Source organism: Mesorhizobium sp. M0208 (assembly GCF_040322015.1).
In the GTDB taxonomy this organism is placed as follows: Bacteria; Pseudomonadota; Alphaproteobacteria; order Rhizobiales; family Rhizobiaceae; genus Mesorhizobium.
This window is the reverse complement of record NZ_JAMYSP010000002.1, coordinates 320,287-336,048: the sequence shown is the minus strand read 5'-3', so window position 1 is coordinate 336,048 and position 15,762 is coordinate 320,287. Positions and strand designations below refer to the sequence as shown.

The following is a 15,762-nucleotide window of genomic DNA, read 5'->3' as shown; positions in this document are numbered from 1 at the left end:
CCCGCTTTTACGCCTGACCGGGGTGTGAGCGGCTTTGGGACAACAACATGCACAACACCAGACGCTTGAAGCGCCTCGCACGGCGGCGACGGGCGTCAGCCCTCATCCGTGCGAGCAGATCGCCGACCGGCCTCGAAAGATCGTCCATTCGATGAAGATTTGCTTCGTAGTTGATAAGTTCCCCTCTTTGTCGGAGACCTTCGTCCTTGACCAGATAGAAGGGTGCCTCGAGCGCGGCATGCAAGTCGGCGTCGTCTGCAACGAGACGTCCTTCGGCAAGGACAGCAACACCGACGATCGCCGCTGGCAGGCTCTCCCTGGCAAGGTCGTCTGCTGGTGGGGCGGGCTGGGGCGCTTTCGCCCGACGCTCAGGAAATGGTCGGGCAGGTTCTGGGATAAGCTCTCGACCGCTGTCGACATCGCTTTTGCGCGCAAATTGCAGAACGCCGATGTGATCGTCGCGCATTTCGGCAATAACGGCATGCGCGTCGCCCGCGCCATGAAACGAGGCCGGATTTCCGCTCCTTTGGTGACCATATTCCACGGCCGCGATGTCGGCGAACCGCTGCATGACAACACGCTCACGCGCTACAAGGTTGTCTTCGACAAGGGCGTTCTCCAGCTCCCGGTGAACGCGTTTTTCCGCGATGCCCTGATCGGCGTCGGAGCACCCCCGGCGCAAGTCATGGTTCACCATATGGGCGTGCGGCCCGGTGAGATCGGCTACCATTGGCGTTCCTGGGAACGGGACACACTGTCCTTCATCTCGGTCTGCCGGCTGACCGAAAAGAAGGGCATCGAATTCGCCCTTCGGGCGCTCGCCAGCCTGCCGCGGCGCGACTGGGTCTATTCGGTGATTGGCGGCGGCGAATTGCTGGAAGAGTTGAAGAAGCTCGCCGCAAATCTCGGCATTGCCGACCGGGTGACTTTCCTCGGGCCGCGTCCGCACGCCGAGGTCAAGCAGCGCCTGCGTGATGCCCACGTATTCCTGTTGCCGAGCGTTACCGCGCGAGACGGCGATCTCGAGGGTATTCCGGTCGCGTTGATGGAGGCTATGGCCGCCGGGCTGATCGTCGTCAGCACCTATCACTCGGGCATTCCCGAACTGATCGAGGACCAGGAGACAGGCTTCCTCGCACCGGAGCGAGACGTTGCGGCGTTGGCCCGCAAGCTTGTCTGGGTGGCCGAGAACCCGGACAAATGCGAGCGCATCGCACGTGCGGCGCGCCGTAAGATCGAGCAGGATTTCAACGCGGACGTGCTCAACGAACGTTTTGCGCAGATCGTTGCCCAGCTGGCCGAAGCCGGACGCCCGGCATGAACGCCAACCCGCCCCCCCAGTTCGGTCGTGTCGCCCTGCGCGGCGGCGTGGTGACGATCGGCGCGCAAGGCTTCAAGATGGCGATCCAGTTTCTCTCCGTCATCGTGCTTGCGCGCCTGCTCGTCCCCGAAGATTTTGGCCTGGTGGCTTCCGTCGGGCCGATCGTGGCCTTTGTCGGGCTGCTTCAAAACCTTGGCCTGCAGCAGGCCGTGGTCCAGCGCAAGGACATCAGCACCGAACAGCTCAACCAGGTATTCTGGATCAGTGCGCTGGTAGGGCTGGGCAGTGCCGTGATGGTGGCATGCCTGGCGCCCGCCATCGCTGCCTTCTATGGCGATCAACGCATGGTCGGGATCACCATCGGCTCTGCCTTGCCGCTGCTGCTTGGCAGTCTCGCCGCGGTGCCGCTGGCGCTGATGAACCGCCATTTGCGCTTTGGCCAGCTCGCGCTGAACGATGTGATTACCGCCGCTGCCGGACTTGCGACTACCGCAGTGGCCGCCTATGCGGGGCTGGGCTATTGGTCGTTGGTCATCGGCCCGGCGGTTTCGGCTGTTGTCGCGCTGGCCGCGGCATGGCAGGTGGCGCGCTGGACGCCGTCGCGGCCGGACCTGAAGGTCGATACCGACATATTGTCCTTCGGCGCCAATCTGACCGGCTTCAATCTGGCCAACTTCTTCTCGCGCAATCTCGACAACATCCTGATCGGAAAATATTCGGGCGCGATCGAGCTCGGCTATTATGACCGCGCCTATAAGCTCCTGCTGTTCCCGCTGCAGAACATCAACCAGCCGCTGACACGCGTGATGGTGCCGCTACTGAGCCGCATCCATGAGGACAAGGCACGGTTTCGCGACATCTATGTGCGAACCAACTGGATGCTGGCGGCCGTCACCATGCCCGGCATCGCGGCACTGACGCTGACGTCGGACCAGGTGGTGGGGCTTCTCTTCGGCGAACGCTGGGCGGCGGTGGCGCCGATTTTCGCCTGGCTGGGCATCGCCAGCCTGATCCAGTCCGTCTCGAGCACCACGGGATGGATCTTCATCTGTCAGGGCAAGACCAAGACCATGTTCCACTGGGGCATCTACTCGTCGCTGACGACGGTCGCCGCCTTCATCATCGGATTGCACTGGGGGGCCGTCGGTGTCGCGGCGGCCTATGCAATCAGCGGCTATGTGCTACGCGTCCCGGTGCTTGCCGTCCTGGTCCACCGGGTCGGCCCGGTGACCGCAGCCGACTTCCTGATCATGCAGGGGCTTTTCATCGTATCATCGCTGCTTGCCTGGTCCGTGTACCGCGAGTTGCCGGCATCGCTGACCGGTCAGTCAGACCTGCTCGCGGTGGTCCTGGCGGTTGCCCTCAACTATTCGATCGGCCTGATCCTCATGCTTGCCCTTCGCCAGTCGCGCAGCGCCCTGTTCACCACGCTTTCCAGCGCCATGCGCAACGCCCGCTAGGCGAGCAATCACCGGCCTCAAAAGCTCACCTGCCGACATCGCCGACGCATGCTCCTCAAGCACTGCCTGAAGGCTCGTCCTGCGATAGAGGTCGAGATTGGCGGTAAGTCTGCCGAGCTTCTCGCTCGCTTCCTCGGGCGTCACCGTATCGATGTCGAGCAGCAGGTCGGCGACGCCGATCCGCTTGGCAAGTTCCTTGGTCTTGAATTCATAGGCGATCGGCAGCACCGGCGTGCCGACGCAGAGCGACATGATCATCATGTGCATGCGTGTTGCGACGACAAAGTCGAAGCCTTTCACCAGGGCCATCAATTGCTCCGGCGTGTGGAACGAAGCGTCCACGCTGACATGTTCGGCGATCTCCGGATCGAGTTCGGCAACGATAGCCCGCGCCGTCTTGGAATCGTCATGGGCGTATTCCGGCACGCCCTGGCAGGTGGAGACGAAGGTGACCTCCTTGGCGTGGTCCCTGACGAGGATAGTCGCGATCTCGCGGATCGAGTCGATGTAGCGGCGCATGCCGCCCTCGCCGTCGCTGACATAGTTCCAGTGACGGACGGAAATGGCGACGCGGCCGGTGACGGTCGCCGACTGGCCGGAGGCCAGAATTTTTCCGATCCTGTCAGTGTCGGCCAGGGCAAAGACGGCGTCGGCCACGACGTGGCATTTGCCGGGGTTTTTCACCATGTCCACAATGTGGCCCCGCGAACGTTCGTCGCGCAGCAGGATGAGCGGGCTCCGGTCGAAGATCGGGCTCAACTCCTGGCGATTGTAACTTTTGTTGAACGGGCCGAGCGATTGTGTGAAGAAGACCGGGTCCTTGCCCAGAATCGCGTCGATCCTGAATTGATTGAGGCGCCGCTCCAGATTGTAGGTCTCGACGAGATAGGTTCCGCCTGTCGTGACCACGAGATCGGCGTCTTTGTAGATCTCGAGACCACGGCGATTGCTTGAGCTGAACAAACGCCCGACAACGCCGCGGATGCCGAACCGCCGCAGGGCATTGAGGACGAGCCGATTGTAGATCGGCTTGAACAGGTTCTTCAGCCCGCTGCCGTATTTGTAGCGGAACAGCGATTCCGACAACAGCTTGTGGAATTCGAGGTCCGGATAGTCCTTCTTCGTGTAGAGCCTCGCCGCCACCTCCGGCTGGCTGTCGAAGACGTAGAACTGGATATCGTCCTGCACGATCGTCTTGAAAACATGGCGAATCGCCAGGAGAATCGCTGCATCCCCGGTATTCAGGCAGACGGTGTTTTCAACCGCGATCTTCATGGAATGACCTCATTTCGTGAGTAGTCCCGTGCTTCCATCGACGGGCGCGAAGGGGCGAATTGCAGGCGGGTTGGCCGAAAATGCTGCACGCCAAGGATGGTCCTCGCGTCGTGATTATTGGCGCGCAGTCCGATGGCAGGCCAGCGCGCGGTCCATGCGGCCCAAGCAGAGCGAGATTAACCCATCGATTTTGCAGTGCAACAAAAAACGTGGATCTTTGCTACGCTGCAACCAAAAATGTTGCGATGCAGCAAGAGGTGTACTAGCATCGTCGCGGGCGGGCCAACAGCGGTCGAGTTTTCATGCTGCATGTCTTGTACTTGGTACACGACGTCTCCGACCCGGCAGTGCGCCGGCGGATCATAATGCTCAAGGCAGGCGGCGCCCAGGTTACGCTGGCGGGCTTTCGTCGTACGGCAAGCGCAGTTGCTGATGTCGAGGGCTTGCAGCCGGTCGATCTCGGCCCGACTCGTGATGGCCGATTCGCCCAACGTCTGGCCGCGATCATGAAGGCGGTGGTCTCGACCGGCTCGAAGCTGGGCTCAATGCCACGGCCCGACCTCATTATCGCGCGCAATCTGGAAATGCTGGCGCTTGCCCGCCGCGCCAGGTCGGCTTTCCAGGCAACAGTGCCGATCGTCTACGAGTGCCTGGACATCCATCGCCTGCTGCTTCGCGACGATCCGCTGGGCTGGGCGATGCGCGGTGCGGAACGCTTCCTGGCCAAGGATGTGAAGCTTCTGGTGACCAGCTCTCCGGCCTTCATCGCCAACTATTTCAAGCCGTTCGGACAGGTTGCCGCCCCGGTCGAACTGCTCGAAAACAAGCATTTCGAGCCGGCCGCAGCTTCGCTGGATGACCGCATTACGGCGGAGAATCCCGTTGCGCCGCCGTGGCGAATCGGCTGGTTCGGTGCGCTCCGCTGCCGTCGCTCCCTGGAGCTTCTGGCCGAATTTTCGCGCCGCCTCGACGGCCGCTTTGAAATCGTCCTCAGAGGCCGGCCGGCGCTGTCCGAATTTCCCGATTTCCATGGTTTTGTTCAATCGGAACCCTGGCTGTCGTTTGGCGGGCCCTACCGCAATCCCGAGGACATGGCGGCGATCTACCACGAGGTTCACTTTTCCTGGGCCATCGACTTTTTTGAGCAGGGCCTGAACTCCGAATGGTTGCTGCCCAACCGGCTCTATGAGGGCTGCCGCTTCGGAGCCGTGCCGATTTCGATGGGAACCACCGAAACCGGCCGGTTCCTCGACCGGCAAGGCATCGGGGTTCTTTTGTCGGAAGCCACGCCCGAGGCGCTCGAAGCCGCCGTCGGCACGATGGAGCAGCATCGGTTCGAGACATTGAGGGCGGGTGTTCTCGCCCGCAATCCGCGCACCTGGAGCCACGACCGCGCCGATTGCCGGGCGTTTGTCGAAAAGCTCCGCGGGCTGACTGCGGCTCCCGGTCCATATGCTGCCGAAGCATTGGCATAGAAGGACTGCCGATGACGCAAACCGACATTCCATCCTGCATGATCGTGGTTCCATGCCTGAACGAAGCGGCCCATATCGGCGCATTGCTTCGAGAGCTTCGCCCTGCGGCCGAGAGGCTGGGCGCCGTGATCATCGTTGCCGACGGCGGCAGTACCGACGGCACCAGGACGATCGTCGCGGATATCGCCGCAAAAGATCAGCGGGTGACCCTGCTGCACAATGAAAAGCGCTTGCAGAGCGCGGCGATCAATCTCGCCGTCGCCAGATTCGGGGAAGGCGTCGACTATCTCATTCGCATCGATGCGCACGGCGGCTATCCCGCGGATTATTGCGACCGGCTGATCGAAGAAGCGCAGACCACCGGCGCGGATTCGGTCGTCGTCTCGATGCTGACCAGTGGCAGCGGCATGGTTCAGAAAGCAGCGGCAGCGGCGCAGAATTCCAGGCTCGGCACCGGCGGCTCCAAGCACCGGCACCTTTCGGCGGGGGAATGGGTCGATCATGGCCACCATGCGCTGATGCGGATATCAGCCTTCACCGCGGTCGGCGGCTATGACGAGACGTTCAGCCACAATGAGGATGCCGAACTCGACTATCGGCTCCGCCAGGCCGGCTACCGCATCTGGATGACCGGCAAGACGCAGATGGTCTACTATCCGCGCTCCTCGCTGAAGGGCCTCTATTTTCAGTATCTCGGCTATGGCCGTGGTCGGGCGAAGAACGTTCTCAAGCACCGCATGATCCCGAAGATCCGGCAAATGGTGCCGCTTCTGGTGTTCCCCGTGGTTCTTCTCGCCGCCTTTTCCTTCGTCCACTGGCTGGCGGCCGTGCCGCTTTTGCTATGGGCGTCGGTCTGCCTCGGCTACGGCTTTTGGACCGCCGTCAGCCAGCGCAAACCCGACATTGCGCTTGCCGGGGTCTCGGCAATGGTTATGCATTTCGGCTGGTCGGTCGGTTTCTGGCTGCAACTGCTCGCACCGCGACCGCAGCGCGAGGTAGCGTGATGGAGCCGGTCAGGAAAAATCGAAGCATCGATATCTGCATCTGCACATTTCGCCGGCCGGAGCTTGCCGACACGCTTCGCTCCATAGCGGCCATGGATATGCCCGTGGGATTCGACGTCGGTGTCATCATTGCGGACAACGACGATACGCCGACGGCCGAAACGCTGGTCGCCAGGCTGGCGGGGGAGTTGAAGCTGCCGGTGACCTACCGGCACGCCCCGGCCCGCAACATCTCGATCGCGCGCAACGCTTGCCTCGATGCCAGTGCGAGGGATTTCGTCGCCTTTATCGACGACGACGAGACGGCCACCGCCGGCTGGCTTGCCGAACTGGTGGCGACGGCGGAAGCAACTGGTGCTGCGGCCGTTCTCGGGCCGGTGCGAGCCCGTTACCGGGCGGATGCGCCCGCCTGGATGCGCAAGGGTGATTTCCACTCGACCCTACCGGTCTGGGTCCGCGGCGAGATCCGCACCGGCTATACCTGCAACGTCCTGCTCAGGATTGGGGCTGAGAGCCTGCGCGGCCAGCGCTTCAGCCTGGCACGTGGCCAGACCGGTGGCGAAGATACGGAATTCTTCGACCAGATGGTCAAGGCCGGCGGCCGCATCGCCTTTTCGCCGGAGGCTTGGGTCGACGAAGCGGTGCCACCTGCCAGGGCGGCATTCGACTGGCTCGGCCGCCGCCGGTTCCGCGTCGGGCAGACGCACGGTCATCTTCTGGGGCGCAATGTACACGGCCTTGCCCGGCTCAAGCAGGTCGGCATTGCCACGGCAAAGGCCGCCTACAGTTTCCTGTCGGCAATTCCGGTCGCCATCGACCCCGTGCGCCGGAACCGCAGCCTGCTTCGCGGCATTATGCATGTCGGCGTCGTCACCGGCCTCGTCGGGGTTCGTGAAATCCGCCAATACGGTCTGTCTTCGCCGCAGCAAGGGGGCAAGCGTGCAGCCTGACGTGAGCTTCGTGATTGCCGCCTACAATGCCGAGGCGACCATCGATCGGGCGATCGCCAGCGCCATTGCCCAGCGCAATGTCAGCGTCGAGGTCATCGTCGTCGACGACGGGTCGGCCGACCGGACGCTCGATCTGGCGAGATCCTACCCCGAAGGCATCGTACGCGTGGTCGCGCTTGAGCAAAACCGTGGCCCCGGCGGCGCCAGGAACGCCGGCCTTGAACTTGCCCGCGGCAGGTGGGTCGCGGTCCTCGATTCCGACGACGCGGTCTATCCCGGGCGAATTTGCACCATGATCGAACGCGCGGAGAAGGCGGGCGCCGAGATCGCGGTCGATAATCTGCAGGTCGTTCGCGAGGATGGCGTTGCCGAAGAGACGATGTTCCCGGCCGACTATCTGGAAGGGCTCGGTGAAATCTCGCTGGCGGATTACATCGCCGGCAATGTGGTCTTCGAATCGAGATTCAATCTCGGCTATCTCAAGCCGATCTTCCAGCGCCGGTTCCTGAACGAAAACGGGCTGCGCTACGATGAAAGCTTGATCATCGGCGAAGACTATATCCTCCTGGCCAATGCTCTGGCCAAAGGCGGCAAATGCGTGGTCGAACCGACGACAGGCTATGTCTACCACATCCGCACCGGCTCCATTTCCCGGGTGCTGGAGCTTCATCACGTCGAGGCGATGCGCAGGGCCGATGCCATCTTCGCCGGAACCCATTCCATGGATGCTGCGGCCGCGGCGGCGTTTGCCAGGCGCGCTCGCAGCCTGCGGCGGGCGGCGTCATTCCTGTCGCTGGTTCAGCACATCAAGGCGCGGTCCCCGCTCAAGGCGATATGGACGGCGCTCAGCGATCCGGCGGCGGTTCGGCATATAAGCATGCCGATCGCCGTCCGGCTGCGAAGGGTAGCGGCACAGTTTGCCGTAGTGGCGGGGAGGTGAAGGGCTGCGGGCGAATGAAGATAGTTTTCGCCGCCTGCGACGGGTTGAAATCGATCAGAAGGAATATGCAATGAAAAAAGTCAGGAAGGCAGTCATACCGGTGGCAGGGCTTGGAACGCGGTTCCTGCCGGCGACCAAATCCATGCCGAAGGAAATGCTGCCGGTGGTCGACAGGCCTGTCGTGCAATATGCGGTGGATGAGGCGTTCGAGGCAGGCATCGAGCACATCGTCTTCGTTACCGGCCGCAACAAGGCGGTGATCGAGGACTATTTCGACCTGCATCCTGAACTGATCGGAACCCTGGAGCAGAGCGGCAAGAAGGCGCAGCTTGAAGCGCTCGAAAGCCTGCTTCCCGTCGCCGGCGCGACGAGTTTCATCCGCCAGCAGTCGCCGCAGGGCCTCGGCCATGCCGTGTGGTGCGCGCGCGAAGTCATCGGCGACGAGCCCTTTGCATTGCTTTTGCCGGACATGGTGTCCTTTGGCGGGCGCGGCTGTCTCGCCGAAGTCGCCGATCTTTATGCACAGACCGGCGCAAACGTCATCGCCGTCGAGCGTTGCGACCCGACCGAGACCAGCAAATACGGCATTGTCGGCCGCGGCGCGGATGTCGGCACTGGCTTCGAGGTGACGGCCATGGTCGAAAAGCCGGCTCCGGCCAACGCCCCGTCGAACTTTTACATCAACGGGCGCTACATCCTGCAGCCCGAGATATTCTCGCTGCTGGGCAGCCAGCAACGCGGCGCCGGCAACGAGATCCAGCTGACCGACGCGATGGTGCGCCTCGCACAGACGCAAGCCTTCTTCGCCCAGCCTTTCGACGGCCGCATGTTCGACTGCGGTTCGAAGGAGGGCTTTATCCAGGCCAATATCGCTTTCGCGCTGGCGCGGGAGGACATGAAGGGCCAGATCTTCGATATGCTGCAGGAATTCGTCCGGTCGCACCAGCGTCGGGAAGAAGCCGCATAATGTCCATTTTTTTGAGGCATTGTGGGTGCGGCTGATGACGCAGGACAGGCCGTTGCGCCGCGCGTAACGCGCACTGTCCGGCGCAAGGTTTGCACCCTATGTCCCGACCTTCGAGGCGGTAGCGCCTGCAAACTAGAATTGGACCGAAGATGAACTATGCCAATTTTCCTGTCGAGAAGAGGACGCCATTGCCGGCTTCGAGTGCGGCAAACGCCGAAGACTTCATCGACATCGAGCGCCTGCTTGGCATGGCCGCGCGGCAGGCGAAAGTGGTTGCCGCCTGTGCCGTCATCGGTCTCTTTCTCGGCGTCCTCTACTTGCAGACGACGCCTCCTACCTATGTGGCGACGAGCAGCGTGCTGATCGACGAAGGATTGAACAAGGTCGTCGACGACATTTCGGCGGCGTCGGTCAGCATGCAGACCGACTCCGCCGTTCTGAGCCAGATCGAAATTCTGCAGTCGGCCAGGCTGGCGGGGGTGGTCGTCGACAAGCTGAAGCTCGATCAGAACGACGCTTTCATGAACCCTCCGACGTCGGCTCTGTCGAAGGTCGCAGGCTTTGTACGCGGTATCATCCAGTCTGTCCGCCCCAAGCGCGCCGCTAGCACGACCGACGTCACTCAGCTTGATGCTGCGACGCGTGACGCGATCACCGCATCGTCGTCGCCCCGCGACTACGCAATCTTCAAACTGCAGAACCAACTCGACGCCGAGCGGATCGGCCGAAGCTTTGTCATCAGCATCTCCTTCCAGGCGACGGATCCGGCGCTTGCGACCGCCATCACCAAGGCCTATGCCGACGCCTATCTCGCCGACCAGCTCGATGCCAGCTTCGACGCGACCGAGCGGGCGGCGGTCTGGCTGCAAGGCCGGCTGACCGAGCTTCGTGAGAGCTCCCAGGCGGCCGCACTGGCGGTCGAAAAGTTCAGGGCCGAACATGGATTGGCCGTCAATGACGGCCAGCTGATCAGCGACAAGCAACTGTCCGATCTCAACACCCAGCTGATCGTCGCGCAGGCCGATACCGCACGTGCCGGCGCCCGCTATCAGCAGTACAAGTCGATCGTCGAAAGCGGCTCGGACAATGCGTTCAAGGACGCTGCGATATCGAACGACCAGCCGAGCAGCTCGGTCATCACGACGCTCAAGAACCGCTATCTCACCGTCGCCAAGCGGCAGCAGGATGTCGAAGCCAATTTCGGCCCGCAACATCCGCAGGCCGTCGCGCTCGCCAAGGAGAAGGCTGACATATCGGCGCAGATTTTCGGCGAGCTGAAGCAGCTCACCGAAAGCTACCGCAACGAATACGAGGTCGCTCTGGCGCGCGAGACCGCGCTCCGCGCAAATGTCGCCTTGGCGGCAGGCAAGAGCTCCATCGACAACCAGTCGCAGGTCAAGCTGCGTGAACTGGAGCAGAAGGCGACGGCGCTCTCGACGCTCTATCAGACATTCCTGAACCGCTATGAGGAGGCTGCACAGCAGCAATCCTTCCCGGTCGGCAAGATCCGGGTCATCTCTGATGCGACGATGCCGCAGTCGGCCGCAACCCCGCGGACGGCCATCGTGCTGGGGCTTTCGCTGGCGCTTGGCATAATGATGGGGGCCGGGGTTGGCGGCCTGAATGAATTCAGGGAACGGTTCTTCAGGACCGGCGAGGATGTGCGCGACCGCGTCGGCCTCAAATTCCTCGGCTACCTGCCGGTCATCGGCAAGGCTGGGAAGGACGATCAGCGCGACGACGGTCAGCCCGACGTCAAGGCCGCCGAAACCAGGACCGCCAAGTCCTCCAAATCCCAGTCCTCCAAAACATTGTCGGCAGCCGAAAAACGTGCGCGCATGCGGGTAACCGTCGATGCACCGGCGTCAATGTTCTCCGAGACGCTGCGCAACGCCAAGATCGCCTTCGATGTCGTGATGGAAGGCCAGGGCAGCCGGGTCATTGGTGTGATCTCGGTGCTGCCCGGCGAAGGCAAGTCGACGGTTGCCGCCAATCTTGCCGGGCTGCTTGCCGCCAACGGATCGAAAACGCTGCTGATCGACGGTGACCTGCGCAACCCCGGCCTCAGCCGCAGCCTTGGCATGGAGGCCGAGCAAGGCCTGATGGAAGCAGTGGTGAGCGGGCGGACCTGGCAGTCGGTCGGCAAGATCGACCGGCAGACCAAGCTGGCGATCATCCCGGCCGTCCTGCGTGGCCATTTTTCGCACACCAGCGAGCTTCTGTCTTCGGCCGGCATGCGGCGCTTCATTGACAATGCCAAGGAAACTTTCGAATACATCATCGTCGATCTGCCGCCGCTCGGGCCAGTCGTCGACGCCAAGGCCTTCGCCCCGCTTGTCGACGGTTTCGTGCTGGTCGCCGAGTGGGGACGCACGCCGCGGGCAATGGTGCAGTCCGTGCTGAGCTCAGAACCCTATATCGCCAAGAAGATCGTCGGCGCGGTTCTGAACAAGGTCGAATTGAAGAAACTGGCCAAGTATGGCTCGATCGGCGGCTCCGAAAGATTCTTCGACAAATATTCGAGCTACTATCTGGAAAAATCGGAAGCGCGCACAAAGGCGGCCGCCTGAGCGACGGATATCGCGCTCAGGAAAATATCAGCCTGGCGCGTTTGTCGGCGATCCTGACTGCGGTCAGCCGGCCGCTTTGGAAGGCGCCCGTGTCGATGCCAAGCCGGCGTCCCTCGAGCTTCGGAAGCTCGACCGGCGTATGCCCGTGCACCACATAGCGGTCGAGAAGATGCGCGGCTTCGAAGAACTCCGAGCGGATGTTGAGCAGGTCGTCCTCGTCTTGTGCGGCGAGGTCGATGCCCGGCCTGATGCCGGCATGAACGAATACGAATTTCGCCGAACAGACCATGACCGGCAGCGCACGCATGAAACTGACGTGGTCGGCGGGAATGATCTCCCGAATGCGCCCGTCGACCTCCTCGTTTGAACCGTAGAGATCGGCCATGCGGTCCGGGTCGACGCCGTAGGAAAACAGCGTTTGCAGGCCGCCTATCGCCAGCCACGACTCTCTCGAAATGATCCCGTCGAGATAGTTCAGCATCACGACTTCGTGGTTACCGGCAAGGCAGATACGCTGGAAGCCTTGGAGTGGCGGCGCCAGCAGATGATCGAGCACGCGCGCCGACTGCGGGCCACGATCGACGTAGTCGCCAAGCATGATGATGAGCTTGCGCCCCTCGAAAGACGCAGAATCGAGCAGGATGTTCTGCTCCAGGGAGCGAAGCTCCTTATAGCAGCCATGCACGTCGCCGATCGCGTAGACGACTGAGTCCCGGATATCGATCTCGAGCCGCTGGCGCGCCGCGGTCCGGGTGTTTCTCGATCGCTGGAACAAGGTCACGAATGGCGTCCCGTATGGCTGTGAATGCGCCTCGATCTCGAAACAACATGGCGACGCAGCGCGTGGATACCATGTCTGGCACCGGTCGTTCCATACCGGAGCTTCGAACGCAACTCGGCTTCGGCGTTCTTACAGGCCGATCCCGCGGCCCTTCAGCGCGGCGGTGATCTCGTCGAGGATGGCGGGATCGTCGATCGTCGCGGGCATACTCCATTCTTCCTTGTCGGCGATCTTCTGCATGGTGCCGCGCAGGATCTTGCCGGAGCGCGTCTTCGGCAGGCGCTTGATCGTCACTACCGTCTTGAAAGCTGCGACAGGGCCGATCCGTTCGCGCACCAGCGTAACCACCTCGCTCTCGATGATCCCTGCATCGCGGTCGACGCCCGCATTCAGCACGACGAAGCCGAGCGGAACCTGGCCTTTCATCGCATCGGCAATGCCGACGACGGCGCATTCGGCGACGTCGGGATGCGCGGCCAGCACCTCCTCCATGGCGCCGGTCGAGAGCCGGTGGCCGGCGACATTGATGATGTCGTCGGTGCGGGCCATGACATAGAGATAGCGGTCCTCGTCCATCATGCCGGCATCCGCGGTTTTGTAGAAGCCGGGGAACTCCTCGAGATAGGCTTGGCGAAACCGCTCGTCGGCATCCCACAGCGTCGGCAGGCAGCCGGGGGGCAATGGCAATTTCACCACGACATTGCCAAGCGTACCACGCTTGACCTCATGCCCGGCATCGTCGAGCACGCGGATGTCATAGCCGGGCATCGGCACGCCGGGCGAGCCGTATTTGACCGGCAGCAGGCCCAGCCCGGCGGGGTTGATGGTCATCGGCGAGCCGGTCTCGGTTTGCCACCAATGGTCGATCACCGGCACGTTCAATTTCTGCTCCGCCCATTTGATGGTTTCCGGATCGGCGCGCTCGCCGGCGAGGAACAGCGTGCGGAATTTGGACAGGTCGTATTTCGGGACGAATTCGCCCTTCGGGTCCTGTCCCTTGATGGCGCGAAAGGCGGTTGGCGCGGTGAACAGCGCGACGACGCCGTGCTCGGCAATCACCCGCCAATAGGTGCCGGCATCGGGCGTGCCGACCGGCTTGCCCTCGAACAGCACGGTCATGCAGCCATGCAGCAGCGGGCCGTAGACGATGTAGGAATGGCCGACCACCCAGCCGACATCGGAAGCCGCCCAAAACACTTCGCCCGGCTTGACGCCGAACTCGTTTTCCATCGACCATTTCAGCGCGACCATATGGCCGCCATTGTCGCGCACGATGCCTTTCGGCTGGCCGGTCGTGCCCGACGTGTAGATGATGTAGAGCGGATCGGTGGCAAGCACCGGAACACAGTCGACATTGGCGCCGGCGGCCCGCTCACGCGCCACGGCGTCGGCATAGTCGATATCGTGATTTTCCCTGAACTCGCAGCGCAATTGGTCGCGCTGCAGGATGAGGCAGGCTTCGGGCTTGTGCCGCGACATCTCGATCGCTTTGTCGAGCAGCGGCTTATAGGCGACGACGCGCCCTGGCTCCAGGCCGCAGGAAGCGGAGATGATCAGCTTCGGCTTGGCATCGTCGATGCGGGTGGCGAGCTCATGCGAGGCAAAGCCGCCGAAGACCACCGAATGTACGGCGCCGATCCGCGCACAGGCAAGCATGGCGAAGGCTGCTTCCGGCACCATCGGCATGTAGATGATGACGCGATCGCCTTTTTGGATGCCACGATTCTTGAGCACCGAGGTCAGCGCGACCACCTCGCGCTTCAACTCGGCATAGGTGAATTTCCTGATTGTGCCCGAAATCGCGCTGTCATGGATCAACGCGATCTGGTCGGCACGGCCGCCCGCCACGTGGCGGTCGACGGCATTGAAGCAGGTGTTGCAGGAAGCGCCGTTGAACCACCGGCCATAGACACCGGCATTGGCGTCGAACACGGTCTCGAAGGGCGAGAACCAGTCGATAGCGCCCGCGGCATCGGCCCAGAACTTTTCCGGGTCGCGTTTCCAGCCGTCATAAACCTCGTGGTAGCGTGACGCCATCCAGCTTCCTCCCCAGGAATGTTTGCTGTCCTTGAAATAGCGTATGCTGGTTTGTGTAACCATGTATTTGTGCGTTTCGTTTGCTGTCGTTCTAACTTGGCCGCAAGTGCGGGTCATGGTGGTCTGGGGGCCGGTATCGTTCGAATTTTCGGCATTAGGGGCAGGGCGCGATGAAATTGCGATATGAGCTTGGGTTTGCCGCGGTTGCGACGCTGGCGGTGGTGCTCGCTTCAGCTGCTCAGGCCAGCGATGCGGCGGCACGGCGTATCATCGGCTTTTCGCCCGACGGCAACTATTTCGCCTTCGAGCAGTATGGCACGCTCGACGCTGGTGCTTCGGATTCGGGCTGGTCGGAGATCGACATCATCGACACCCGCACCGATCAGTTTGTCGGCGGCAAGCCGATCCTCATCGTCGACGAGACGGAGGATTCGACGCTGACACTTGCGCAGGCGAGGGCACAGGCCGCGGGGCAGGCGGCGCCCTTGCTGGCCAAATATTACATAGCGCCGCGTGGCGAACGGACTGGCTTCGACAAGTTCACCTTTCCCGAGGACATGGTCGCCTACAACGACAATGCGCGCCTCGAGCAGGTTTCGCAACAATGGCTTTCGCCGACCTATGACGAGCTTGGCATCTCGACCATTCAGCTCGAGCAGATTCTTGCCGATAGCACGGCGGATTGTTCAGCGAGTTTCGACGGGGCACAGCAGGGCGAGATGACCGGCAAGGCGCTCGGCTTTCGCCTGACGCTGCAGGGCCAGGACGGCCATCCGATCAAGGTGTTGCACGAGGACAGGACTGTACCCGGTTCGAGGAATTGCCCGACCTCCTATAGCCTGTCGGAATCCTACACCTTCACCCCAGACGGCAAAGCGGGCGTGGTTGTCGTGCTCGTGCAGCGCTTCAGCCAGGGATTTGAAGGGCGTGACCGCCGTTTTCTCGCCGTGACAGGCCAGGTGCACTGAGGCAACGCGCACGG

The 15,762-nt window shown here is 62.3% G+C and carries 11 protein-coding genes and 1 pseudogene; 9 read left to right on the top strand and 3 right to left on the bottom strand.

Going from position 1 to position 15,762, the window contains the following annotated elements:
• The first annotated feature begins 151 nt into the window (after window positions 1–151).
• Together NKJ17_RS03625 and NKJ17_RS03620 are read left to right on the top strand one after the other, a co-directional pair.
• The gene (locus NKJ17_RS03625; protein ID WP_352687004.1) at window positions 152–1,321 is read left to right on the top strand and encodes a glycosyltransferase; all 1,170 of its coding nucleotides are present in this window, start codon (window positions 152–154) and stop codon (window positions 1,319–1,321) included.
• Complete coding sequence (locus NKJ17_RS03620; protein WP_352687001.1) at window positions 1,318–2,781, top strand: lipopolysaccharide biosynthesis protein; 1,464 nt, start codon at window positions 1,318–1,320, stop codon at window positions 2,779–2,781. Before NKJ17_RS03625 ends, NKJ17_RS03620 begins: the two co-directional genes overlap by 4 nt.
• 222 nt (window positions 2,782–3,003) lie before the next feature.
• Here the strand turns inward: NKJ17_RS03620 and NKJ17_RS03615 are convergent.
• Window positions 3,004–4,056, bottom strand: a pseudogene (locus NKJ17_RS03615) (polysaccharide pyruvyl transferase family protein); the annotation flags it as partial.
• A gap of 302 nt (window positions 4,057–4,358) precedes the next feature.
• Between NKJ17_RS03615 and NKJ17_RS03610 the strand changes: the two are divergent.
• The 6 genes from NKJ17_RS03610 to NKJ17_RS03585 all read left to right on the top strand — a co-directional run bounded on the left by NKJ17_RS03610 (window position 4,359) and on the right by NKJ17_RS03585 (window position 11,962).
• Complete coding sequence (locus tag NKJ17_RS03610) at window positions 4,359–5,531, top strand: glycosyltransferase family protein (RefSeq protein ID WP_352686998.1); 1,173 nt, start codon at window positions 4,359–4,361, stop codon at window positions 5,529–5,531.
• 11 nt (window positions 5,532–5,542) lie between these two features.
• Window positions 5,543–6,535 (top strand): glycosyltransferase family 2 protein, encoded by a 993-nt coding sequence (locus tag NKJ17_RS03605; RefSeq protein ID WP_352686995.1) that lies wholly within the window; start codon window positions 5,543–5,545, stop codon window positions 6,533–6,535.
• Window positions 6,535–7,485 (top strand): glycosyltransferase family 2 protein, encoded by a 951-nt coding sequence (locus NKJ17_RS03600; RefSeq protein WP_352686992.1) that lies wholly within the window; start codon window positions 6,535–6,537, stop codon window positions 7,483–7,485. The genes NKJ17_RS03605 and NKJ17_RS03600 overlap by 1 nt, the downstream gene beginning before the upstream one ends.
• The gene (locus NKJ17_RS03595; RefSeq protein ID WP_352686989.1) at window positions 7,475–8,425 is read left to right on the top strand and encodes a glycosyltransferase family 2 protein; all 951 of its coding nucleotides are present in this window, start codon (window positions 7,475–7,477) and stop codon (window positions 8,423–8,425) included. The genes NKJ17_RS03600 and NKJ17_RS03595 overlap by 11 nt, the downstream gene beginning before the upstream one ends.
• Window positions 8,426–8,495: 70 nt before the next feature.
• Window positions 8,496–9,392 carry a UTP--glucose-1-phosphate uridylyltransferase gene (locus NKJ17_RS03590; RefSeq protein WP_352649782.1) on the top strand — a complete coding sequence of 299 codons (897 nt, stop codon included), beginning with the start codon at window positions 8,496–8,498 and terminating at the stop codon, window positions 9,390–9,392.
• Window positions 9,393–9,541: 149 nt separating this feature from the next.
• Window positions 9,542–11,962 (top strand): polysaccharide biosynthesis tyrosine autokinase, encoded by a 2,421-nt coding sequence (locus NKJ17_RS03585; protein ID WP_352686986.1) that lies wholly within the window; start codon window positions 9,542–9,544, stop codon window positions 11,960–11,962.
• Window positions 11,963–11,978: 16 nt separating this feature from the next.
• Here the strand turns inward: NKJ17_RS03585 and NKJ17_RS03580 are convergent, their stop codons facing one another.
• Window positions 11,979–12,743, bottom strand: coding sequence for a metallophosphoesterase family protein (locus tag NKJ17_RS03580; RefSeq protein WP_352506973.1), 765 nt, complete (start codon window positions 12,741–12,743; stop codon window positions 11,979–11,981).
• 129 nt (window positions 12,744–12,872) lie between these two features.
• Entirely contained in the window at window positions 12,873–14,780 is a 1,908-nt protein-coding gene (locus NKJ17_RS03575) for a propionyl-CoA synthetase (protein ID WP_352686984.1), read from the bottom strand.
• Between the two features lie 170 nt (window positions 14,781–14,950).
• Here NKJ17_RS03575 and NKJ17_RS03570 point away from each other — a divergent pair, with 170 nt between their 5' ends.
• Window positions 14,951–15,748 carry a DUF2259 domain-containing protein gene (locus NKJ17_RS03570; protein WP_352686981.1) on the top strand — a complete coding sequence of 266 codons (798 nt, stop codon included), beginning with the start codon at window positions 14,951–14,953 and terminating at the stop codon, window positions 15,746–15,748.
• The last annotated feature ends 14 nt before the right edge of the window (window positions 15,749–15,762 follow it).

Bases quoted from the DNA above. Each gene is read 5' to 3' on its own strand.
- NKJ17_RS03605 (WP_352686995.1), top strand. From the start codon at position 5,543: ATGACGCAAACCGACATTCCATCCTGCATGATCGTGGTTCCATGCCTG.
- NKJ17_RS03625 (WP_352687004.1), top strand. From the start codon at position 152: ATGAAGATTTGCTTCGTAGTTGATAAGTTCCCCTCTTTGTCGGAGACC.
- NKJ17_RS03570 (WP_352686981.1), top strand. From the start codon at position 14,951: ATGAAATTGCGATATGAGCTTGGGTTTGCCGCGGTTGCGACGCTGGCG.
- NKJ17_RS03600 (WP_352686992.1), top strand. From the start codon at position 6,535: ATGGAGCCGGTCAGGAAAAATCGAAGCATCGATATCTGCATCTGCACA.
- NKJ17_RS03585 (WP_352686986.1), top strand. From the start codon at position 9,542: ATGAACTATGCCAATTTTCCTGTCGAGAAGAGGACGCCATTGCCGGCT.
- NKJ17_RS03610 (WP_352686998.1), top strand. From the start codon at position 4,359: ATGCTGCATGTCTTGTACTTGGTACACGACGTCTCCGACCCGGCAGTG.
- NKJ17_RS03575 (WP_352686984.1), bottom strand. From the start codon at position 14,780: ATGGCGTCACGCTACCACGAGGTTTATGACGGCTGGAAACGCGACCCG.
- NKJ17_RS03620 (WP_352687001.1), top strand. From the start codon at position 1,318: ATGAACGCCAACCCGCCCCCCCAGTTCGGTCGTGTCGCCCTGCGCGGC.
- NKJ17_RS03590 (WP_352649782.1), top strand. From the start codon at position 8,496: ATGAAAAAAGTCAGGAAGGCAGTCATACCGGTGGCAGGGCTTGGAACG.